This window comes from Vibrio sp. ZF 223 (assembly GCF_003050585.1).
GTDB classification, from domain to species: Bacteria; Pseudomonadota; Gammaproteobacteria; order Enterobacterales; family Vibrionaceae; genus Vibrio; species Vibrio crassostreae.
Genome location: NZ_PIGB01000006.1, coordinates 1 through 23,933, shown reverse-complemented (window position 1 = coordinate 23,933; position 23,933 = coordinate 1). Strand labels below are relative to the sequence as shown.

Annotated in this window: 15 protein-coding genes, 1 tRNA gene and 1 riboswitch; of the genes, 6 read left to right on the top strand and 10 right to left on the bottom strand. The window is 43.9% G+C overall.

The genetic code is table 11. From position 1 onward, the window contains the following. Positions 1-2 precede the first annotated feature (2 nt). From CWO13_RS13080 to CWO13_RS13050, 7 genes are all read right to left on the bottom strand, one after another. A complete protein-coding gene (locus tag CWO13_RS13080) occupies positions 3-842 on the bottom strand; it encodes an ExeA family protein (protein ID WP_055318979.1) in 840 nt (279 codons plus the stop codon). 52 nt (positions 843-894) lie between these two features. Then, a complete protein-coding gene (gene mshL, locus CWO13_RS13075; RefSeq protein WP_048657949.1) occupies positions 895-2,565 on the bottom strand; it encodes a pilus (MSHA type) biogenesis protein MshL in 1,671 nt (556 codons plus the stop codon). Positions 2,566-2,580: 15 nt separating this feature from the next. Further along, complete coding sequence (locus CWO13_RS13070) at positions 2,581-2,913, bottom strand: hypothetical protein (protein WP_048657948.1); 333 nt, start codon at positions 2,911-2,913, stop codon at positions 2,581-2,583. Next, positions 2,906-3,553, bottom strand: coding sequence for a type 4a pilus biogenesis protein PilO (pilO, locus tag CWO13_RS13065; protein WP_048662721.1), 648 nt, complete (start codon positions 3,551-3,553; stop codon positions 2,906-2,908). Before pilO ends, CWO13_RS13070 begins: the two co-directional genes overlap by 8 nt. Further along, on the bottom strand, positions 3,553-4,995 hold the full coding sequence (locus tag CWO13_RS13060; protein ID WP_048662720.1) for an MSHA biogenesis protein MshI: 1,443 nt from the start codon (positions 4,993-4,995) through the stop codon (positions 3,553-3,555). The genes pilO and CWO13_RS13060 overlap by 1 nt, the downstream gene beginning before the upstream one ends. Before the next feature lie 2 nt (positions 4,996-4,997). Then, complete coding sequence (gene csrD / locus CWO13_RS13055) at positions 4,998-7,013, bottom strand: RNase E specificity factor CsrD (protein WP_108083052.1); 2,016 nt, start codon at positions 7,011-7,013, stop codon at positions 4,998-5,000. A 161-nt stretch (positions 7,014-7,174) separates the two neighbouring features. Beyond that, on the bottom strand, positions 7,175-7,711 hold the full coding sequence (locus tag CWO13_RS13050) for a single-stranded DNA-binding protein (protein WP_108083051.1): 537 nt from the start codon (positions 7,709-7,711) through the stop codon (positions 7,175-7,177). A gap of 278 nt (positions 7,712-7,989) precedes the next feature. Here CWO13_RS13050 and CWO13_RS13045 point away from each other — a divergent pair, with 278 nt between their 5' ends. The 4 genes from CWO13_RS13045 (at position 7,990) to CWO13_RS13030 (ending at position 14,509) form a co-directional block, all read left to right on the top strand. After that, positions 7,990-8,637: a LuxR C-terminal-related transcriptional regulator gene (locus CWO13_RS13045; protein WP_029222919.1), complete on the top strand. Its 648-nt coding sequence runs from the start codon at positions 7,990-7,992 to the stop codon at positions 8,635-8,637. Positions 8,638-8,793: 156 nt separating this feature from the next. After that, complete coding sequence (gene galU / locus CWO13_RS13040; RefSeq protein WP_048657943.1) at positions 8,794-9,666, top strand: UTP--glucose-1-phosphate uridylyltransferase GalU; 873 nt, start codon at positions 8,794-8,796, stop codon at positions 9,664-9,666. A gap of 151 nt (positions 9,667-9,817) precedes the next feature. Then, positions 9,818-12,649 carry an excinuclease ABC subunit UvrA gene (gene uvrA, locus CWO13_RS13035; RefSeq protein WP_108083050.1) on the top strand — a complete coding sequence of 944 codons (2,832 nt, stop codon included), beginning with the start codon at positions 9,818-9,820 and terminating at the stop codon, positions 12,647-12,649. A gap of 96 nt (positions 12,650-12,745) precedes the next feature. Then, complete coding sequence (locus CWO13_RS13030) at positions 12,746-14,509, top strand: PglL family O-oligosaccharyltransferase (RefSeq protein WP_108083049.1); 1,764 nt, start codon at positions 12,746-12,748, stop codon at positions 14,507-14,509. 107 nt (positions 14,510-14,616) lie between these two features. Here CWO13_RS13030 and CWO13_RS13025 read toward each other — a convergent pair whose 3' ends face one another. Continuing rightward, positions 14,617-15,756: a pyridoxal-phosphate-dependent aminotransferase family protein gene (locus CWO13_RS13025; RefSeq protein WP_108020386.1), complete on the bottom strand. Its 1,140-nt coding sequence runs from the start codon at positions 15,754-15,756 to the stop codon at positions 14,617-14,619. 176 nt (positions 15,757-15,932) lie between these two features. Next, a riboswitch (Lysine riboswitch) is annotated at positions 15,933-16,110 on the top strand. Positions 16,111-16,218: 108 nt separating this feature from the next. Between CWO13_RS13025 and lysC the strand changes: the two genes are divergently transcribed. Then, entirely contained in the window at positions 16,219-17,586 is a 1,368-nt protein-coding gene (gene lysC / locus CWO13_RS13020) for a lysine-sensitive aspartokinase 3 (RefSeq protein WP_108083048.1), read from the top strand. Between the two features lie 115 nt (positions 17,587-17,701). Here lysC and metH read toward each other — a convergent pair whose 3' ends face one another. Continuing rightward, a complete protein-coding gene (gene metH / locus CWO13_RS13015; RefSeq protein WP_102433144.1) occupies positions 17,702-21,379 on the bottom strand; it encodes a methionine synthase in 3,678 nt (1,225 codons plus the stop codon). Between the two features lie 169 nt (positions 21,380-21,548). Here metH and CWO13_RS13010 point away from each other — a divergent pair, with 169 nt between their 5' ends. After that, positions 21,549-22,829, top strand: coding sequence for a cation:proton antiporter (locus CWO13_RS13010; protein ID WP_017061334.1), 1,281 nt, complete (start codon positions 21,549-21,551; stop codon positions 22,827-22,829). Between the two features lie 932 nt (positions 22,830-23,761). Here CWO13_RS13010 and CWO13_RS13005 read toward each other — a convergent pair. Continuing rightward, a tRNA-Trp gene (locus CWO13_RS13005) sits at positions 23,762-23,838 on the bottom strand. Positions 23,839-23,933: the final 95 nt, after the last annotated feature.

Sequence of the window (23,933 nt, the reverse complement as noted above, 5' to 3'; positions counted from 1 at the left end):
AATTAATTCCAACCCCACAGTATTGGCGTTTTAAATTTAGGCTTACACACATCGTATGTTTCATGCATAGCGGAAAACAGATGCTGGTTGTCGATACTTTTCTTATCTTCACTGAACGAAAGCAATAGAGCCTTATGACAAAGTTGATTGATCAATCTAGGGATACCTAACGACGATCGACAAATCGCCTTTTTTTGATTCAAACTGAACAACTCAGGATTACCACCAGATTTAGCGATCCGGTTATCAATATACGCCACCGTTTCATCGAGAGTCAGCGGCCTCAAAGTTGAGCTAAACGTGATTCTTTGGCGAAACTGTCTGAGATGGTAAGCCTCTAGTCGAGCATCCAGCTCAGGCTGCCCCAATAAAACAATCTGCAGCAGCTTCTTATCTTCTGTTTCAAGGTTGCCAAACAGCCTTAGTGTTTCGAGAGCTTCATCCGATAGAGCCTGAGCTTCATCAAGAATTGCCACCACTCTTAAACCCGAATTGTGCAATTCAATGAGCTTATGCTGAATGTTGTCAACCAAGGTTGCTTCACTGTCGATAGTCAAACCGAGCTCTTTAGCAACGGCTTGGCGTAAGTCTGCACCTGAGAGCACAGGATTTGGCAGGTAAATTAGAGCTGTGCAATCATTTAGGTGATTGACCAGCATCCGGCAAACCATGGTTTTTCCAGTACCGACCTCTCCGGTGACCTTAATCACGCCCTCGCCCATTTCTAACGCCGATATTACCGTCTGAATCGCTTCAAAGTGAGGCGCTAAACCATAAAAAAAATCGGTATTCGGCGTTAAGGTAAATGGCAGTTGTTCAAAACCAAAATGAGCTTGATACATAAGTAACCTAGCTTAGTTAGATACTGCCAATCTACATTGAAAAAGTAAGTAACTACTCTTCATCATCTGGGAACCACTGTTGAAGCAGATCTCGAGAACGCTCTAACTCTGTTTGCCATGTGTTCACACCGACGATTGTCGGTTTAAGCAAGATCACAAGCTCAGTTTTTTGCGTCAACTGACTGGTATTACGGAATAAATGGCCGAGGGCTGGAATATCACCAAGGAATGGAACTTTAGAGGTTACATCGCTGGTATTTGATTTCATCAAGCCACCAATAACCACAACATCACCATCTTGAGCACGAATCACTGAGTCAGACTCACGAATAGAGCTTTTTGCCAAAGGAAGCGTCACGACCCCCGTTGTTGAACCCAAGTTAAGCTCTTTGACCTCTTCATCCACCTCAATAACTGCCGGGTGGACATGTAAAAACACACTGCCTTTATCATCGATCTGAGGTGTCACGTCCAAAGAGATACCAGAGAAAAACGGGGTTAATTCAACCTCAGGAGCGACATTCGCGTTATCGCCACTACCAACCGCACTTGATAAATCAGTTACATAATATTCATCAGTACCGACTTTAATAACCGCTTTCTGGTTATTCGCAGCTGTCACTCTAGGGCTAGACAGCACGTTCAAATCTCCCTGTGTATCCATGAAACTTAATACTGCTTCAAAGCTACCACCAGAAACAACTAGGTTAGATTGACCACCTAAAGCTGCACCAATTGGGTCCATCCCTGGCAATGTACCTGGGATTATCGTACCGGCTGCATCTTTAACAATAGAGCCCATGCCAATTGTGTAGTTAGTACCATTTGACGAGAACATCTTGGTCCAGTTAATACCCTGCTGGTAGCCATCACTCAAAGTCACTTCCATGATCTTTGCTTCCAAGATCACTTGGCGTTGTAAGCGCTTCTGAGAAATGCCTAAGAACTCACGAACTTCACGGATTTCATCAGGATAAGCACGCACAGTAATCACACTGGCTTGCGGGGTAACAACGACGCTCTGTCCATCACCAGAACCAATTAAGTGAGCAACGGCGGCTTCAAGTTGTGGCCAAAAGTCACTTTCAGAGGTCGTTTCAATCTCTGTACCACCGTTCGATGTAGAATTCGATGAGTTAGAAGAGTTGGATGAATTCGACGAATTTGAATTAGAACTGGAAGAGCTCGACGAGTTTGAATCAGAAGTCGTGATAGTCCCTGTCGTGATCGTCGTTAATGAGCGACCAGAACGTTTAACTTGTAAGTAATCAACAGGAATCGTTACTGTACGTAAACCTGCAGGGTAAACCTGAATGACTTTTCCACGCTTTTCAATATCGTAGCCATACATGTCCTGAGCAACAGCCAGCACTTCATCTAACGTCACATCGGTTAAATTAAAAGTGAGCTTTCCAGAAACACTTGGATGAATAGCAGCACTATACTCAGTACCTTTCACTAAGCTTGCAAAAAAGGTCCTCGCTTCAACACCTTTTGCCTGAATACGAAAACGCTTAACCGTTTCCATCCCCGGAGACATAGAGTCAGAACTAAGCTGAGGCATAAGGTCATCTTGTACCGACGAAGGCAGCTCATGAAGCGCTCTGCTATTGGCTTCATTAATTGATTCGTTTAAAGATTCTTTAATCTCAACAGGATCTCTATGCCCCATCGAACAGCCGACCAAAGATGACACTAGGATTGCAACTACAAGTTTACGCATGTCTTCACTCTAACCTTAATTATTCTTAACATCTAAAGAGAACATCTCTAATTTCCACTGCTTAGAGCTTCTCTGCAGAGTGACGTATTCTGGATCTATGTTCTTAACTCGGTACCCTCTGATCGTTTCCCCTTGGCCGAGAATCTGACCATTCATAATCGCATAGCAAGGCGTATCTCCCTTACACACGATGCTTTCTAAAGAAGGTAAGCGATAGCGAGTTGGTGCTTTCTTAGCAGGTGCCGTTTTCTGTTGAGGTGAAAGCCAGCCTAATGGCGCCGTTGGATCTTGCTCAGCCCACACCACGGAACTGCTAAACAGCAGAAACAACAAAAGAGTTCTAACCACCGATAAACTCCTGTCTGGTACCTAATGTATAAACCTCGAACACCAGTCGAGCTTTAGGATATTCCTCTACCGTGTATTCAAATGTGCGCCAGTAATAGCTAACAGGAAGAGACTCAAGTGCTTGAAGGTAAGCTGAAATATCAAAGTAACTACCTGTTAGTTCCATTCTCACAGGGTGAAGAAAGTAGCCTGAATATTCACTGGTTTCTTTATTGTTCGAAATCGCCTCTGGTTTTAACGACTCTAGCGATTCAAGCTTAAGCCCATTGCCGGCATTAAGAACACTCTCCAATAATTGCGACATTTGAGAAGGCGTAATCAACCCGTCGACAATTTCTGAAAGCTGCAATGAAAGATCTTGGCTCTCTCGCATTAGTTTCTTGTATTCGAGGTTAATTTCTTTATCTGGGTCTTTGTTTAACTTAGCTTGTAGAACAAGTAACTCACCTTGCTGCCTTTGGTTTGATTGAGTCAGGCTGGTCGCCTTGGCATTTTTCGCTTGTAAGTCGAGATACGCGGGCTCTACCAATAAGGTAAACAACAACATGGATAGGCCAACAAAACCACACACGAAAAGTAGCCATTTTTCTCTTTGGCTCAATGCAAGAAACTTATCGCTAAGTTGATTCCACTGCTGCATTATTTACTCTCCCGACGAGTACTTAACTCAAACGTCACCACATCCTGATCATTACGACCTATTTTTAGTTTTTCAAAAGCACGTCCAACTAAATTAAGCTCACTTTTAAACTGACCAATCCAGTTCGGAACGACATTTGCGTTACGAGCCAAGCCACTAAGATCTAAAGTATCGTGGGTCATGTAGATGTGCGAAAGAGAGATGTCATTTCGGCCTAGTTTAGCTAAGGAATTCATGACGCCAGAATACCCGACTTGTTGGGATTCGTCGTATTGCCCGACCGCCTTCAAAGCCTCTTTTTTTGCTTGAGTCTCACGTTTGAGACGCGCAACGGCCGCCACTTTCTCTGGGGACGGTTTGTGTTGAGTTAACTTACTATTCAATTGGTTAACTTGCTTGTTAAGTTGATTCGAGTCTTGTTGCAGGGCTGTTAGTTCTTTATCTAGATTAGATACTTGGTACTGCATCGCGAAGTAACCACCAAGCAATAAAACACAAACTAGCCCCCAGCTCGCAACAACATTGGTCAGCGTAAAATATTCTTTTTTAGGCTTAAGATGTTCAGGGTAAAGATTGACCTTAAACGTCTCTTTTTCAGCTGCGAGTTTAACCAACAAACTCTCTGAATTATCACGTTCATCTTCAACCAACAATGAAACTGTCGAGCTCAATGTACTATTTAAGGCACTTTGTAACTCTGCTTCATCTTCTTCGTCACAGCAAATTTTCAGCTGGTGAAGCTGTGTACCTTTAATTTGTGAAGAAAGGTAATCAATCGAGCGTTGAAGCTCTAAAGCGAGACCATCTAACTGCAGAGCACTTGACGCAACACCCGTTAAAGGTGGAACAACACTGCGAATCGTTCTTTGAAAACAAACGGTATTTTCAACAAACGCACCCAACTTAAAGTGTGAATTAGCGCTGCGCTGTAAAAGGATGAAGTTAGACAACTCGCCAGCACTGTAACCCCAGATTTCATCTTCAGGAGCTACTCCAACTAATTCGATCTGAACCGAGTTGGCAATATTTAAAAGCTTATCTAACAGCTTTTTAGGCAAGACATACACTTGCAGCTTGTTCGACGTCGGAAGCGCGACCGCACTCGCCGTGATCTCAGTAACCCTTTCAGAGACGAGATCTTTGAGTAAAAATGGCAACGCAACCGACCATTCACTCTCTGGAATATCCGGTTTATCAAGTTGATAGGTTTGGTAGTAGTTAGCACAGACAACCAACTGGAGACGATTACTGGCAAACGCCTCACTGCTAAGCGATTTTTTTAGCGCACTCTCCCAGTCCCCATTAACCACGGGAATACTGGTTACTTGAGGTTCTTGTTCTGTCGATGAAATATAAATGGCATCATTGCCCAGCAGGACAACTTGCGAGCTACCTTTATTATTCGTTGGCTTTATCTTGTCTAAAATCGCTTTAAAATTCATTCTTAACTACTACTCTTACGCCATCGATTTCTTCGTCCAACTTTTACAACAGATTCCGCTTTTGCAGCCTTTTCAACGTGGTTAGGCAAAGGGATAATTTGTTGTTCTTCGTCGAAATATCTTCCTTGATAGCCGTTAATGCCTAACTCTATCAAAGTATTCTTCTCTTGTTTTGTCTCGACTCCAACGGCAATAACTTGAGTTGGAGAGTCACCGCATGCCCCAATTAAGCTTCGGACAAACAGTTGATTCTCATGCCTTTGATCAATTTTCTTGATTAAGCTTCGATGAAGCTTAATGTAATTAACCTTTAAATCTTTTATATAGTGAGTGCTAACAATGGTTCGCCCCGCTTGGCCAACCACAACTTTACACCCTAAACCTCGCAGCATCTTTGCCACCGGTCTCATATAATCAAGATGAGCAATCAAGTGCCCTTCTGGAAACTCAAATGCAAGCTGAGAGCGGTGCTGAGCAGAAAGCTGTAACAACTCACTCCTAAACCACTTAAAATGCTGTTTATTAGCAAACGGGGTAACATTCAGGTTCACCGAATAGTTGATAGATTGAGTTGATTCTTTCAGCGATTTCAACACAACCTTTAGAACCGATTGGTCCATTTGAGCTTGATAACCCACTTGCTCTACCGCAGGCATAAATCGAGACGATTTCAATAAACCTTTATCAGGATCCTGAATTCTAGTAAATATTTCTCTATGTAATTCATTAGCTTGACCAGATTCCGGCATAAGATAACACCGCTGAGCAAAGATTACTAAATTTTCAGGAAGCAGCGCTTTATCAAGTAATGTTCTCCAACGAACACTGCCTCTATCCAACTCATTCTTATTCTGTTTCGGGTAACGGCTCCAGTTATTAATACGCTCTAACTGAGCACTCTTTAATGCCGTTTCCGTTTCATCCATGATCTGGCTGTGACGATCACCTTCGGTATACATAGTCACACCGATATGACACCAGTTATCAGATTCCAAAGGCTCTGGCGGGGTTAGCTTATCCAACTGCCTTAAACATTGACCTGCCAAGGTCGCAATATCTTTTGCACCCTGGTGAGGGATGAATACAGCAAAGTCCGCTTCGTAATAGCGAGAAAAAATGACATCTGGATAACGCTGAACGATATTCGATAAGACTTCACCGACTTCAATAATAAAGCCGTCAGTGATTTGCTTGTCGTTAGCATCACGAACTTGTTCCCATTCGTCGATACGTATCAGTAACACACCACCTCGAGCACCACTTTCATGCAGTACCGATTCCAGTTTATTATCAAATAAAACTCGGTTTGCCGTGCCCGTGAGTTTATCTAGGAAGGTATGGGTACGAATAAAGGTATCAAAGCGACTTCGCTCTTGACGAGCATCTTGTAGCTCTTCAATCAATACATCTAAGGCTTCACTTGCCGTATAAGGCCATTCACGCTCATCCCCCTTTGCGTGAGGTTCAACCTGTCCAGCAAGGATCATTCTTCCTCGCTCTTCTAAGATCTCAGAACCCATGAGTTGCTCTTTCAACCAACGAACACCGCGAGCCAGACAGAACAAGACCAATGCGACAGCCAAAGTAATTGACCACATCGCTTCCATTGAGTAGTTGTAGCCAATATAAGGAGGGAGTGCTTTAAATTCGATTCGATACCCTTCATTACGCTCTAAAATGAAGCTTTTCTCATAAAGACGATTGGGATCAATTTGTGGGGAGGTATCTTTGAAACGATAGACGATGCCAGTCTTGTTCGAGAGTTTCATCTCAACAATATTGCTCGCCTGCAACATTTTAGGCATCCAACGCTGCATTGAATACGCGGCGTCGGGATCTTCCATCTCTTTATCTACAACGTCGACAATACCAACCAAATAATGGTCTAAATATTCCTGTCCAATACGCTTAAAGGAAAGTGTGCCACCAATAAAAAGAATGAACATCGCGCTGATCACTATCACGGTGACAAATGCGACCAATCGGGTGCTCAACTTTAGTGTCGGGGTATATCTCATGAATAACGAAATCCTTTTCAACTCACATTATACCGTATTGCTACTTATACTATAAATTGACGTTGTAAATAAAGCGTTAAGAATTGTAGGTAACAAAAAGCCGCGATGAACGCGGCTTTTTCCAATTTAATACTGTCTTTATAATATATTAAAAACAGAGCTTAAAATGGGATGTCATCATCAAAATCCATTGGCGGCTCATTATATTGAGGTTGAGCCTGCTGAGGAGCTTGTTGAGGTGCTTTCGGCTGCTGTTGAGCTGGAGCACTGTATTGTTGCTGCTGTTGTTGTGGCTGCTGTGGCTGACCCCAACCACCTTGCTGTTGGTTGTTAGCACCACCTTGAGCACGGCCGCCAAGCATTTGCATTACACCGTTGAAGCCTTGAACAACCACTTCAGTTGTGTAGCGATCTTGACCGCTTTGATCTTGCCATTTACGCGTTTGAAGTTGACCTTCAATGTAAACTTGAGAACCTTTACGCAGGTACTCACCAGCAACTTCCGCAAGCTTGCCAAACAGAGCAACACGGTGCCATTCTGTTTTTTCACGCTGCTCGCCAGTTGCTTTATCACGCCATGACTCTGACGTTGCAATGGTAATGTTCGCTACTGCGCCGCCATTTGGCATGTAACGAATTTCAGGGTCATTACCTAGGTTACCCACTAATATAACTTTGTTAACTCCACGGCTAGCCATGATTTGCTCCGTCTAAATTCATAGTCTCAGAAAATTTTTAGCGCACAAGAATAGCATGCTTTTCTGTTGTGATAAATCGCTTCCTATTCTCACTCCACCACAAAGAATAAAAACGTAACAAATCATGATATTCAGAGCGATGTTGCTTTTTTCTCCACTTACAAACCACTCATTTACTTTGATAATTGATATTCAACGCAAGTCACTATCAAGGCGCTAGAGAAGCGAAAGCCTGCATGACAACGTGGAATCTAATCCCACTCAAACAGGACGTTTCAATGAGAAAATCAAGATACGCTCGCACTTTACACTTTCTGTGCATCGACCCAAACGATACCTATCTACATGTAAAAGAGATAGAAAAGCACTTATCTATTATTCTCTACAAAATGACACCCGACGAATTAATGCTAGTTGATAGAAAGCAGAGTAACCGGATCTTACTCGTCGATTACAGAGAGGTACCACAACTACTGGTTATTTGTCCTAACCTGACTGTTATGTGGAAAAATCACGAAATCATTTTATTCAATGTCCCCCAGCAACTTCCAACCTCAGAGCTTCTTACCTATGGGGTACTAAAAGGACTCTTTTACAACACTGAACAAAAGGACAAGATTGCTCGTGGTCTTCAAGAAGTCATTGATGGCGATAACTGGCTGCCAAGGAAGGTAACCAATCAACTGTTGTTTTATTATCGCAATATGGTCAATACCAACACGACACCAACCAATGTTGATTTAACCATTCGTGAGATTCAGGTGATTCGCTGTCTTCAATCAGGGTCTTCAAACACACAAATCGCCGATGACTTGTTTATTAGTGAGTTCACGGTTAAATCTCACCTCTATCAGATATTCCGTAAGCTTGCGGTAAAAAATAGAGTTCAAGCGATAGCATGGGCAAACCAGAACCTGCTTGCATAATCGACCCACCTCTTAGTCTGACGATAATTTTGAGGGAAGCTCTAGTAAACCATGGCTATTGTTGCTGAATTTTCGACATAACTTATGCTAGAGTTGCCCTCAGAAATATCAACAACTCAGTTGAATCAATAATTATTATAGATAAAGGGTCTTATCATGATCAAAAAGTGCCTTTTCCCGGCAGCTGGCTACGGTACACGTTTTTTACCTGCAACCAAGTCAATGCCTAAAGAAATGATGCCTGTAGTAAACAAACCTCTGATTGAATACGGTGTAGAGGAAGCTATTGAAGCTGGTATGGATGGAATGTGCATCGTTACTGGACGTGGTAAGCACTCGATCATGGATCACTTTGATAAAAACTACGAGCTTGAACACCAGATTAGCGGTACCAATAAAGAAGATCTATTGGTTAATATCCGTGAAACGATTGAAGCAGCAAACTTCACCTACATTCGTCAACGTGAGATGAAAGGCCTTGGCCACGCTATCTTGACGGGTCGCGAACTTGTAGGTGATGAACCATTCGCCGTTGTACTTGCCGATGACCTTTGTGTTAACGAGCAACAAGGTGTATTGGCTCAAATGGTTGCGCTATACAAACAGTTCCGCTGTTCTATTGTTGCTGTACAAGAAGTTCCTGAAGAAGAAACTCACAAGTACGGTGTTATCTCAGGCGAAATGATTAAAGATGATCTTTTCCGTGTTGATGACATGGTAGAAAAGCCAGAACAAGGTACTGCTCCAAGCAACCTAGCGATCATTGGTCGTTATATTCTGACTCCAGATATCTTTGAACTAATTGAGCAAACAGAACCAGGTAAAGGCGGCGAGATCCAGATTACCGATGCATTGTTAAAACAAGCAAAAGCGGGTTGTGTATTGGCTTACAAATTTAAAGGCCAACGTTTTGACTGTGGTAGTGTTGAAGGTTATATCGAAGCAACAAACTACTGCTTCGAAAACCTATACAAAAAAGACCAAAAGCAAATTGAGCTAGGTAAGCACTCGACAAAGAAAGAAGCATAACGACTGGTTAATAACTAGCGTTTCGAATGGTAAAAGGGTGACTCGATGAGTCACCCTTTTTTTATTTTACTGTTTTTTTATCCAGTAAAACTTTGCACAAATCTCACTCTATGTAATACTTTAGCCACTTAAAATTACATGGTCTATTGAGATGGATAAAATAGAAATTAGAGGCGCTCGTACGCATAACCTCAAAGACGTTAACCTAACGATTCCCCGCGATAAACTCACGGTTATCACTGGACTATCCGGTTCAGGGAAGTCGTCACTTGCGTTTGATACTCTCTACGCAGAGGGACAACGTCGCTATGTTGAGTCTTTGTCTGCCTACGCTCGCCAATTTCTATCTCTTATGGAAAAACCCGATGTAGACCACATCGAAGGTTTATCTCCAGCTATCTCGATAGAGCAAAAATCGACGTCACATAACCCCCGCTCAACCGTCGGTACTATTACTGAAGTCTATGACTACCTTAGGTTACTGTATGCGCGAGTTGGCGAACCTCGCTGTCCAGATCACAACATCCCTCTAGCTGCGCAAACCATCAGCCAAATGGTCGACAAGGTATTAGAACTGCCTGAAGGCTCAAAGATGATGTTAATGGCACCGATCGTCAAAGAGCGTAAAGGTGAGCATGTTAAAACACTGGAAAACTTAGCGGCACAAGGCTTTATCCGTGCGCGCATTGATGGTGAAACCTGTGATCTATCCGATCCACCAGCACTTGAACTTCATAAGAAACACACCATTGAAGTCGTGGTAGACAGATTCAAAGTTCGTCCTGATCTTCAACAGCGTTTAGCTGAGTCATTCGAGACCACATTAGAGCTATCTGGCGGCATCGCTGTCGTCGGTTGGATGGATGAAACAGACCAAGAAGAGATCGTATTCTCTGCTAACTTCGCTTGTCCAAAGTGTGGCTACAGCATGCAGGAACTAGAGCCTCGCCTATTCTCTTTCAATAACCCAGCTGGGGCATGCGGTACTTGTGATGGTCTTGGGGTTCAGCAGTATTTTGACCCAAGCCGAGTGATTTTGGATGAGAACCTAAGTATCGCAGAAGGTGCGATCAAAGGTTGGGATCAAAAGAACTACTACTATTTCCAAATGCTAACATCGCTGTCAGAACATTATGGTTTTGACCTGTATGCACCATTTAATTCTCTACCGAAAAAGACTCAAGAGATCATTCTAAAAGGATCAGGTCGTACTGAAGTGGAATTCAAGTACATCAATGACCGAGGTGATATTCGAGTTAAGCGTCATCCATTCGAGGGAATATTAAATACCTTAGAGCGCCGTTACCGTGATACTGAATCTAGCGCGGTGCGTGAAGATCTTGCCAAATATATATCAACCAAATCATGTTCTAGCTGTGATGGTACTCGCTTAAGATTAGAGGCTCGAAATGTTTTCATTGGTGATACAACACTGCCGGAAATCGTTGAACTGAGCATTGCTGACGCACTACAATTTTTCCAAGAATTGAAATTAGACGGTCAGCGTGGGCAGATCGCAGATAAAGTGATGAAAGAGATCAATGATCGTCTGCATTTCTTAGTCAACGTTGGTTTAAACTACCTTAACCTATCACGCAGTGCCGAGACGCTGTCTGGTGGTGAGGCGCAACGTATTCGTTTGGCGAGCCAAATCGGTGCCGGTTTAGTTGGCGTTATGTATGTACTGGATGAACCATCGATTGGCCTCCACCAGCGCGATAATGAACGTCTGCTGCAAACTTTGGTTCACCTCAGAGATCTAGGTAATACGGTGCTTGTTGTTGAACATGATGAAGACGCAATCCGTTGTGCTGACCATGTTATCGATATCGGCCCAGGTGCAGGTGTGCATGGTGGACACGTGGTAGCAGAAGGCACCATGCAAGACATCATCAAGAACCCGAACTCTTTGACAGGCCAATACCTGAGCGGCGCCAAAGAAATTGCAGTGCCAGAAAAGAGAACACCTATCGACAAGAAAAAGGTCGTAGAGATCGTAGGCGCAACGGGGAACAACCTAAAGAATGTCACCGCGACAATTCCTGTAGGCTTATTCAGTTGTATTACGGGTGTATCAGGTTCAGGTAAATCAACACTAATCAATGACACCTTCTTCAAAGTCGCCCACACTCAATTAAACGGGGCCACGACTGCTGTTCCTGCACAACACAAAAAGATTAAAGGATTAGAACATTTTGATAAGGTGATAGACATAGATCAAAGCCCTATCGGTCGTACACCAAGGTCAAACCCTGCAACCTACACAGGGATCTTCACACCTATCCGTGAATTATTCGCAGGCACACAAGAGTCACGATCTCGTGGTTATAAACCAGGTCGATTCAGCTTTAACGTGCGTGGTGGTCGTTGTGAGGCTTGTCAGGGTGATGGCGTAATCAAAGTAGAGATGCACTTCTTGCCAGATGTGTATGTACCGTGTGATGTGTGTAAAGGTAAACGCTACAACCGTGAAACACTAGAAGTTCGTTACAAGGGCAAAACCATTGACGAAGTCCTTGAAATGACCGTAGAAGATGCGCGTGAGTTCTTCAATCCGGTTCCAGTGATTGCTCGTAAACTGCAAACACTCATGGACGTGGGTCTATCTTACATTCGCTTAGGGCAAGCAGCGACAACCTTATCTGGTGGTGAAGCGCAGCGTGTTAAATTGGCGCGTGAGCTATCGAAGCGAGACACAGGTAAAACCTTGTACATTCTAGATGAACCAACAACAGGTCTTCATTTCCACGATATTCAGCAGCTGTTAACAGTACTACATAGGTTGCGTGATCACGGTAATACGGTTGTCGTGATTGAGCACAACCTAGATGTCGTTAAAACAGCAGACTGGATCCTAGATCTTGGCCCAGAAGGTGGTCAAGGTGGTGGCGAGATTGTTGCAGAAGGTACACCTGAAGATGTGGCTTTAGTCGAAGGTTCACACACCGCTCGCTTCCTTAAGCCTATGTTAAATTTGAAGTAGGTGTAAAATAGCGCCCTGCGAGCAGACAGAAAAATGTTAAAGTAACAGAGCTTGTTTCAGAAGGAACAAGCTCTGTTTTTATAAGGTTAGGGATTTATGGCAACAATACACACTAGCGGTACCCAGCTAGAAAATCAGGTCACTCAGCTACCACTCAACAAAGCATTTCTGGCTTCTTTAGCTGTTGTATTCTTGTTAGCCATGCATTTTTTCATGCCTAACCCTGGAGGCTCGGGGCTTGCGTTATCATTTAACCCAACAACTTGGCTGGCGCTAAGCTTCACGCTAGCAATTGGCTTTTACCAACTCGCTACCAACCGAGTACTTAAGTATTCAAAATTAACGATTGGCTTGTTGATAAGCTGCGTCATACTCACACTACCCATTTTATACAGCAATGCAGCTCCTCAAGGAGCTTCAGGACGGTTGCTTGGATTGTGGGCGGGCTTTGCATTATTCGTCGTGCTGCAGCAATTTAAATTCAGCAATAAGCACAAGCAGCGCATGTTGTGGTTCATTGTGCTTGCTGTTGTCATACAAGCACTATTTGGCTATGTGCAATATTTCTTCTTGGAGCCTGGCAACCTATTTGGCTACAACACAGCGGCAAACCGACCATATGGGATATTCCAACAACCGAATGTAATGGCAAGCTTCCTTGCTACGGGCTTTGTGCTTTCAGCTTACCTTTTAGCAAGGCAGCCCGCTAAATATAACCATAAGATCAGTGAGTCTTTCTTACTGTATCTGACCCCAACTTTAACCGTGCCACTGCTGATCATCATCGCATCACGTACAGGATGGTTAGCTGCCGTCATTGGGTTTGTCTGCATTCTGCCTTATCTATACAAATTCTCGACCAAGAAACGCTTCTACGGATGGTGTATATCAGTAGTGGTTGGTATCGCTGTTGCGTTTACGGTTATTAACCTCAGTGCTACAGACAGTATCGCTAGCAAGAAGGTGAATCTAGAAAGCCCACGAGCTTATACCTTCCCACAAGCTCTAGATATGATGATCGAAAAGCCATTTACCGGTTATGGTTACGGGAAATTTGAATCTGAGTACACCTTGTATACGGCTCGCCAACATCAACTCAACTCGAACTATCATCCCGGCCTTCCTTCAATGGATCACCCTCACAATGAGTTCCTGCTTTGGGGAGTTGAAGGGGGCATAGTACCAATCATCGGAATCTTGATTGCTGCAATATTGGTTATGTCACGCATAGCAAGTTCTGCAAAGGGAACGCGTCTAGCTCTGCTCGCATTATTCATTCCAATCCTTTTGCACTCTCAACTCGAGTATCCTTTCTATCATTCGGCGATTCATTGGATAACATTCATTATATTGATTTACTGGGTCGATCAACGCTCTTCCCGACACTATCAACAGCCGTTCAGTATCATCAGTAAAACCTTGTTTCGAGTATCGAGCTTAGTAATACCTATCTTGGTCAGTTTTTATATGTTGAGCGCTCTGCATACCAACTATGTCCTGACCCAATTTGAACTGTCTAAGCCTAAAAACCCAGACATTCTGAAGCAGGTAACCAACCCCGTAGTCTGGAAGGATCGCTATGATTGGGACGTATACAGCACGTACCTTAATATTGGTCTCTATAAAGCAGACCCGAGCCTTATCCAGCCTTACATCGACTGGTCGTTAGAGATCATCAAGAGTAAGCCTAGGCCGGCTTTTTACAGCAACCTTATTCTTGCTTATCAAGGATTGGGGGATCACAGCAAGGCGGAACAAATTCGTAGTGAAGCAAGCTTCTTGTTCCCAGATAGAGACTTTTCAAAGGTTCAGTATAAGAAAGTGTCACAAGCAGAAGATACCGTTTCATCTGCTGAGTGATGTTTAGAATTCGGAACTGATGCACCATTTTTGACCTTTCGGTTTGACACAAAAAAGCGCCCGATCTCTCGGGCGCTTTTCTTTTTAATTTCAGTTCATTGCCGCTACTATTTCAGAACATCTTTTAGCGCTTTGAGGCACAGCGCAACATTCTCTTTACGAGCACCGTAACCCATTAGGCCGATGCGCCACGCCTTACCAGCCAAAGAACCCAGCCCTGCACCAATTTCAAGATTATACTCTTCTAAAAGTTGCGTTCTGATCTTAGCTTCATCAATTCCTTCAGGGAAATAAAGTGCGTTAAGCTGCGGTAAGCGACTCTCTTCATCAACCACAAACTTTAACCCTAGTGCTTCTACGCCATCTTTAAGCTCTTGATGCATCGCATGATGACGAGACCAAGCATTATCTAGACCTTCGTTTTTCAATAGCACGAGAGACTCGTGCAGTGCATAGAGGCTATTTACGGGTGCAGTATGGTGATAACTACGCTTACCTTCACCGCTCCAATAACCTAATACTAGGCTTTGATCTAAGAACCAACTTTGCACAGGTGACTGGCGCGATTTCATTTTATCAACGGCACGCTGAGAGAAAGTCACCGGAGATAGACCCGGCACACAAGACAAACACTTTTGGCTTCCAGAATAAACCGCATCAAGCTGCCACTCATCAACCAGCAATGGCACACCACCTAGTGATGTCACTGCATCAACAATCGTTAACGCATCAAACTGACGAGCGATAGCTGAGATAGCTTGAGCATCAGATAGCGCCCCGGTTGATGTCTCTGCATGCACAAAAGCAACCGCAACAGCGTCAGGGTTGTCCGATAGTGCTTGTTCTACTTTTTCAACTGAAACGGGCTTGCCCCACTCATCATCAACAAGGATCGCTTCGCCACCACAGCGCACCACGTTTTCTCGCATACGCTCACCGAAGACACCGTTACGACAAACAATCACCTTTTCACCAGGCTCAATCAAGTTAACAAAACAGGTCTCCATACCCGCACTGCCCGGTGCAGAAACGGCAATCGTAAATTCGTTTTCAGTCTGAAAAGCGTATTTAAGAAGCTGTTTAAGCTCATCCATCATCGCAATAAAAAGCGGATCTAAGTGACCAATCGTCGGACGGCTTAGAGCCTGCAGTACCTGAGGTGAGATATCAGAAGGACCTGGTCCCATTAACGTTCGGTGTGGTGGATAAAAGCTATCGATAGCAGTAGTGAGTGTTAAATTAGACATGTACATCCCTTACGTTAATGTTGTGAACAATCCACCCTAAAGCAAATTGAGTACCTCAGCAATTAGCCATAAGTATTGAGGTCAAACCACTGTCACATAATTGTTAAAATTATTTTTCAATTATCTCAAGTTACGGATTGACATTGTTACCGCAAACACGTTCAATGAAATGGCTATCTAGCAGAAGAGGAGCACTGCCCAGGCAGGTGTTTTGTGGAACCGCATTTCCAATACAAAACATTTATGGGGAGCAGTGCCGAGATAATAAAAGGATGCAGGACCTTTATTATCGGTTGAGCGGGCTGAATCCCGTCAACTGTCGCCATTTCTATATGGTGAAGAGCTTCTGAGGTTACTATTCTAATAATTCCTCTCTTTTTGCTCTAAAACTCTCTTCGAAAAACATCGGACGTTGGATTACCCAACCGTAATTTTATTTTAGGAAGTCGTGGGAGATATATCGTGAGTGCATCTAATGTAGCTGGTTCTTTTAATGTCGCTAAGTTTGGTGGTACAAGTGTTGCCAACTTTGAAGCAATGAGCCGCTGTGCTGCCATTATTGAAAACAACTCAAACACGAAACTGGTCGTGAGTAGTGCATGCTCTGGTGTCACTAACTTGCTGGTTGAACTGGCAAATGGTGTTCAAGACAAAGCTCGTCGTCAGGAATTGATGACCCAATTAGCGAACATTCATGACGCAATTCTTGACCAACTCGCAGACTCAGTCAGCATCGAAAAAGAAGTTCACAGCATTCTTGATGACATTGCGAGCGCAGCAGAAGCGGCATCATTTCAAACCAGTACCAAACTGACTGATCACCTTGTCGCATGTGGCGAGTTGATGTCGACACACATCTTGGCTCAGATCATCCGTGAACGAGGCACTCCTGCAGTTCGCTTTGATATCAGAGATGTGATGCGCACTAATGATGATTTTGGTAAAGCCGAACCTCAACTCGAAGATATTGCCGCTCTAGCGCAACAGAAACTTATGCCACTTTGCCAACAACAAGTTGTCGTGACCCAAGGTTTTATCGGTGCTGATAGCGAAGGTAACACCACGACTTTAGGCCGCGGTGGCAGTGATTACTCAGCAGCATTGATTGCCGAATCTGTACAGGCGATTGGTTTAGAAATCTGGACGGATGTTCCGGGTATATACACCACTGATCCTCGTATTGCACCTAAAGCTTCTCCTATCCCAGAGATCAGCTTTAGTGAAGCATCGGAAATGGCAAACTTTGGTGCGAAGATCTTACACCCATCAACTCTAGTACCTGCACTGCGCCACCAAATCCCAGTATTTGTCGGCTCTTCTAAAGCACCAGAGCTCGGTGGAACTTGGATTCGTCAAGAAGTTGAAAGCTCCCCTCTATTTAGAGCGCTTGCCCTACGCTGCAACCAAACTATGGTTACACTCCGCAGCGCTAACATGTTCCATGCCTATGGCTTCTTGGCAAAGGTATTCGAGATCCTTGCTAAACATAAGATCTCGGTCGATCTTATCACCACCTCAGAGATCAGTGTGTCACTCACTCTGGATCAAACAGACACTTCAGGTGGTGCTCCTGAGTTACCTGAAGCTGCTCGTCTTGAGCTTGAAGAGCTGTGTTCTGTCGATATTGAGCACGACCTATGCCTTGTTGCGCTTATTGGTAACAACATGAGCGAAAGCAAAGGCTATGCGAAGCAGGTATTCGGCACTCTTGAAGATTTCAACCTACGCATGATTTGTTACGGAGCAAGCCCACACAACCTGTGTTTCTTGCTAGATGAATCTGTTTCTAAGTTGGCAATTCAAAAACTACACCAAGAGTTATTTGAATAGAAAGTCCGTTTATCATCGACAGATAAATAACTAAATCACAAATACAAAAAGGGTTGCCATTCAGCAACCCTTTCTCTTTTTAACTTTACGAATCAAAGCTCGTTATAGATTCAAACTAGTTAATGTTTGGACCTAACCACTTCTCGGCTTCTAACATGTCCCAACCTTTGCGGTCAGCATAGCTATCCACTTGATCCTGTTGAATCTGAGCAATAGCAAAGTATCTAGCATCAGGGTGTGAGAAGTACATACCAGACACTGAGGCACCAGGCCACATCGCGTAGCTTGTCGTTAATGACATATCGATTGCCTTTTCAACGTCCATCAGCTCCCACAACGTGCCTTTCTCTGTATGCTCTGGGCAAGCAGGGTAACCTGGAGCTGGACGAATACCTTGGTATTTCTCTCGAATCAAATCGTCGTTAGACAAATCCTCATCTGGCGAGTAGCCCCAAATATCCTTTCTCACTTCTTTATGCAGATACTCTGCGAACGCTTCAGCCAATCGGTCAGCAACCGCCTGAATCATGATTGCGTTGTAGTCATCGCCTTTCGCTTTGTATTCATCAGCCAGCTCTCGCTCACCAATACCACCGGTTACCGCAAAGCCACCAATCCAATCCGCTTTACCGCTTTCTTTTGGCGCAATGTAATCTGACAGGCAATAGTTAAAGCCTTTTGGTTTCTCTGTTTGTTGACGAAGGTTGTGTAGAACTTTTAGAACTTCGGTACGAGATTCATCGGTATACACTTCAATATCATCACCAACACTGTTCGCTGGGAACATGGCACACATACCACGCGCTTCAAGCAGCTTCTCTTTCTCTACGCGATCCAGTAAATCATTGGCATCTTTGAATAAACGTTTTGCTTCTTCACCCACTTCTTCATGATCAATGATCGCAGGGTACTTACCAACCAATGACCATGTCATAAAGAATGGAGTCCAATCGATGTACTGACGCAGAGTAGCTACATCAAAATCATTGAAGATGTGAACTCCCGGCTTAGCGGGTGCCGGTGGCGTATACGCATCCCAATCGATAGCGACTTTATTGGCACGAGCTCTTTCAAGTGTGACAGGCTTAGTGCGCGGCTTCTTACGATTGTGCTGGTCTCGAACGCGATCATAGTCGATATCTAGCTTCTCAACGAAAGCGGGCTTCAATTCATCAGAAAGTAGTGAAGTACACACACCTACAGCGCGCGAGGCATTATTTACGTATACAACAGGTTCTGAATAATTTTGTTCAATCTTGACCGCAGTGTGCGCTTTAGATGTAGTTGCGCCGCCGATCAATAGAGGAAGCTTAAAACCTTGTCTTTCCATCTCTTTGGCAACGTGTACCATTTCATCAAGAGACGGTGTAATCAGTCCAGACAGGCCAATAATGTCGACATTCTCTTCTTTTGCGACCTTGAGAATCTTCTCACAAGAAACCATTACGCCTAAATCGATGATCTCGTAGTTATTACACTGTAAAACCACGCCAACGATATTCTTACCAATATCGTGTACGTCACCTTTAACGGTCGCTAATAGAATCTTACCGTTAGTTGCGCCCACTTCTTTCGATGCATTGATGAATGGTTCTAGGTGGGCAACCGCTTGTTTCATAACACGCGCAGACTTTACAACCTGTGGTAAGAACATCTTACCTTCACCAAATAGGTCACCGACAACGTTCATGCCGTCCATTAGAGGGCCTTCAATCACCTCGATAGGGCGAGAGGCATTAACGCGAGCTTCTTCGGTATCTTCAACGATAAAATCGGTGATACCTTTAACCAAAGAGTGCTCTAAGCGCTTCTCTACAGGCCAAGTTCTCCATTCTAGAGCAGATTTATCTTCAACCTTACCGACAGCACGCTCTAGGTATTCGGTCGCCATTTCAAGCAATCGTTCAGTCGAATCATCACGACGGTTCAATACAACATCTTCAACAGCATCACGCAGATCTTCTGGAACATTATCGTAAATTTCCAGTTGACCAGCGTTTACGATGCCCATATCCATACCATTTTTAAAACAGTGATATAGGAATACTGCGTGGATTGCCTCACGAACGTAATTGTTACCGCGGAATGAGAACGACACGTTCGATACACCACCAGAGATCATCGCATGAGGGAGATCACGCTTGATATCCCCTACAGCTTCGATGAAATCGACCGCATAGTTGTTATGTTCATCAATACCAGTAGCAACCGCGAAGATGTTCGGGTCAAAAATAATGTCTTCAGGTGGGAAGCCAACCTCATCAACAAGAATGTTGTAGGCATTGGTACAGATCTCGACTTTACGCTCTCGAGTATCAGCCTGCCCGACTTCATCGAACGCCATCACAATGACAGCTGCACCATAACGACGAACTAATTTGGCTTGCTCAACAAACTTCTCTTTGCCTTCTTTTAGAGAGATTGAGTTAACGATACCTTTGCCTTGAATACATTTCAGACCAGCTTCGATAACTTCCCACTTAGAAGAGTCGACCATGACTGGCACTTTCGAGATTTCTGGTTCTGACGCACATAGATTAAGGAATTTAACCATACACGCCTCAGCGTCTAGCATCCCTTCATCCATGTTGATATCGATAATTTGAGCACCGTTCTCAACTTGCTCTCGAGCAACACTCAAGGCTTCGTCGTAAAGCTCTTCCTTAATAAGGCGCTTAAAGCGGGCAGAACCGGTAACGTTAGTACGCTCACCCACGTTCACGAACAAAGATTCTTTAGCTATCGTCAGTGGCTCTAGTCCCGAAAGACGGCAAGAAACAGGTAAATCCGGCAATTGACGCGGCGTTACACCTTCAACTGCCTCAGCCATTTGGCGGATATGCTCTGGAGTAGTACCACAACAGCCACCAATTAGGTTCAAGAAGCCACTTTCAGCCCATTCCTTAACGTGCTCAGCCATATCTTCAGGCGAAAGGTCATACTCACCAAATGCGTTAGGCAAACCTGCATTAGGGTGAGCGGAAACGTTACATTCTGAGATGCGAGACATCTCACCAACGTACTCTCGCAGTTCATCAGGACCTAATGCACAGTTCAATCCAAATGAGATAGGTTTTACATGACGAAGTGCGTTGTAGAATGCTTCTGTCGTCTGACCTGAAAGCGTACGACCTGAAGCATCAGTAATGGTACCGGAGATCATAACAGGTAGAGTAATGCCCACTTCTTCGAAAACGGATTCAACCGCAAAAGCACACGCTTTCGCGTTCAACGTATCGAAGATAGTTTCGATAAGAATTAAGTCTGAACCGCCCTTAATAAGCGCGCGAGTCGACTCAGAATAAGCTTCAACTAACTCGTCAAAGCTAACATTTCGATAACCTGGATCGTTTACATCAGGCGAGATAGAACAAGTTCGGTTAGTTGGACCTAATACACCCGCGACGAAGCGAGGCTTTTCTGGGGTCTTTGCGGTCCATTCATCAGCCGCTTCACGAGCAAGCTTGGCAGCAGCAAAGTTAATTTCTTCACTAAGGCTTTCCATATCATAGTCGGCCATAGCGATGGTTGTAGCGTTAAAGGTATTGGTTTCGAGGATGTCAGCCCCAGCTTCCAAGTATTCTGAATGGATATCTTTGATAAGCTTAGGCTGTGTAAGAACTAAAAGGTCATTGTTGCCCTTTAAGTCACTGTGCCAATCAGCAAAGCGTTCACCACGATAGTCTTGCTCTTCCAATTTATAATCCTGAATCATGGTGCCCATGCCACCATCAATCAGTAAAATTCGTTGCTTCAACAGAGCGTCAATCTTTTGCCTTACATTACTTCCCACGGTACAACCTCATTCCTTTAATTATCCCTCCATCCTATCACACATTAAAAAGGAGTCTAGACGTCTAAAAAAGGAAATTGATTACCGACTCATGACAAAAAAATGTTTGCTATTTGAGCATGAGACAACGAAAATTCATATTCATACTTTGTTACATGTTGGAATCCCAATGTCGGTCTATTACACCTTATGCTTCTTGTCCGCTGCAGCCATGCTTATTGCTTTCGTGAATACCAAAATTGGTAAAATGCAGACAACCATCGCCATCACAGCTGGCTCAATGATGTTATCTCTATTGATTATCATTGCGGGACAAAACAATTGGTTCCAATTGGCTGACATCGCCTCAGAAACCGTTGCCAGTATCAACTTTGAAGATTTCTTACTTAAGGGAATCTTGGGGTTCTTGCTCTTTGCCGGTGGTTTGGGGATTAAATTACCAAACCTAAAAGACCAGAAGTGGGAAATAACAGTACTCGCATTAGGTGCAACGCTGTTTTCAACATTCTTTATCGGTTTTGTGCTGTACGGGTTCTGTCAGTTTATTGGTATTCAATTTGATCTAATTTACTGCCTACTGTTTGGCTCTCTAATCTCCCCTACCGATCCCATTGCCGTGCTAGCCATCGTAAAGAAACTCGATGCGCCAAGACGAATCTCTACTCAAATCGAGGGAGAGTCTCTATTTAACGATGGTTTTGGTTTGGTTATCTTCGTAACCTTATTTACTATCGCATTCGGTACAGAAGCACCGACTGTCGGTAGTGTCACCATGTTATTCGTTCAAGAGGCGATTGGCGGCATTGTCTACGGTTTTGTTTTAGGTCTCGTATTCCACTACCTAATCAGCAACACCGATGACCACTCGATGGAGTTACTATTGACGATCGGCATCCCAACTGCTGGTTATGCGTTTGCTGAAGTTCTACATGTATCAGGACCATTAGCAATGGTGGTATCAGGTATCATGATTGGTAACTGGACTCGCTTTATCGGATTCTCAAAAGAGAGTGAAGATCACCTAGATCATTTCTGGGAATTAATAGATGAATTCTTAAACGGCGTATTATTCCTATTAATTGGTATGTCGATGCTGCTATTCAAATTCCACCAAGAAGACTGGATCTTAATGGCATTCGCAGTCCCTCTAGTATTGAGTGCACGCTACTTGAGTGTTTTCTTGTCTTACATCGGATTTAAACGCTTTAGAACTTACAACCCATGGTCGATTAAGATTCTAACTTGGGGTGGCTTGCGTGGTGGTCTAGCTCTAGCGATGGCACTTTCAATCCCTTCAGGTATCTGGGTAATAGAAGATAAGGCAATAGATGTTAAAGAGATAATCCTTGTTATGACCTATGCCGTAGTAGTGTTCTCGATTCTCGTTCAGGGCTCGACGATCACTCCTATGATAGAAAAAGCGAAGCAAGCTGAGAAAGAGCTAGATTAACATCTAAAAAATTAAACTAGGCTGCCTAATTTAGGTAGCCTTTTTTATACCTGATGAAAATCAGACTTACCAATTTTCTCACTGAAGCTCTAGCTAAAGGTATATGTAGCACATCGATCGTATCTAGGACATTTGATGTACTGATATTGGAGTAATCAAAAATCTCAATGTAGGGTAAACACTAGATTTGGCCAGAACTCTTTCAGGAAGTTCAACCATACAGAGAACTAGTTCCTATTCGCAGTCGCGAGTCTACCCAATAAACCACTCTCAAGATTGTATAAGTGCCAGATGAAAGGCTTCACCTTTCATGTGGAAACAAAAACAACAGGACTCAACGTCTCGCTTAAATAGCGTTAATATCGCTAGTTATTAATTAGCAAAACTGCAGAGCAAAATGAGTGTTGATCAGAAAGCTCTGGTTTTGAACTAAGTCTTCATATTCGACAAGGCTATACAAAGCAGGAGTTCAAGAGGTTGAGTAGATAGAGATAGCTAAAGGAGCACTTGGTATTTCCAGTGTAACTTCTAAAGATGACAGGAATAATAAAGGCTCTAGCATTTCTACGGGACGCGCAGTCTAGCCTGGGGTGGACTTGGGTCCCTCCGGAGATTCGAGCTAGCTGGCAAAGCAACAGACGTAAACAAGCCCCAGCATTTCTACTGAGGCTTTGATATGGCGGGGTGGAGAGATTCGAAATTCCTGCATCCTCTATTTTAGTAATTCGGGAAATCCGCGGCTTACTAATAGCGTATCTTAGATTCAGAAAGCAAAAAGGCTCTAGCATTTCTGCTAGAGCCTTAAATATGACAGGGGTGGACTGGGCCGGCACTCCGGAGATTAGACCGGGCTGGCGATCCAGCTCCCAACATTGCTTCGTAGAAGCAACAGATGTAAAAAAGCCTCAGCATTTCTGCTGAGGCTTCGTATATGGCAGGGGTGGAGAGATTCGAACTCCCAACACGCGGATTTGGAATCCGCTGCTCTGCCAATTGGAGCTACACCCCTAAAACTTTTTACTACTTCAGATTCGAAAAAACCTCGCACTAGGCGAGGTTATCGAATAAGTGGCGGAGTGGACGGGACTCGAACCCGCGACCCCC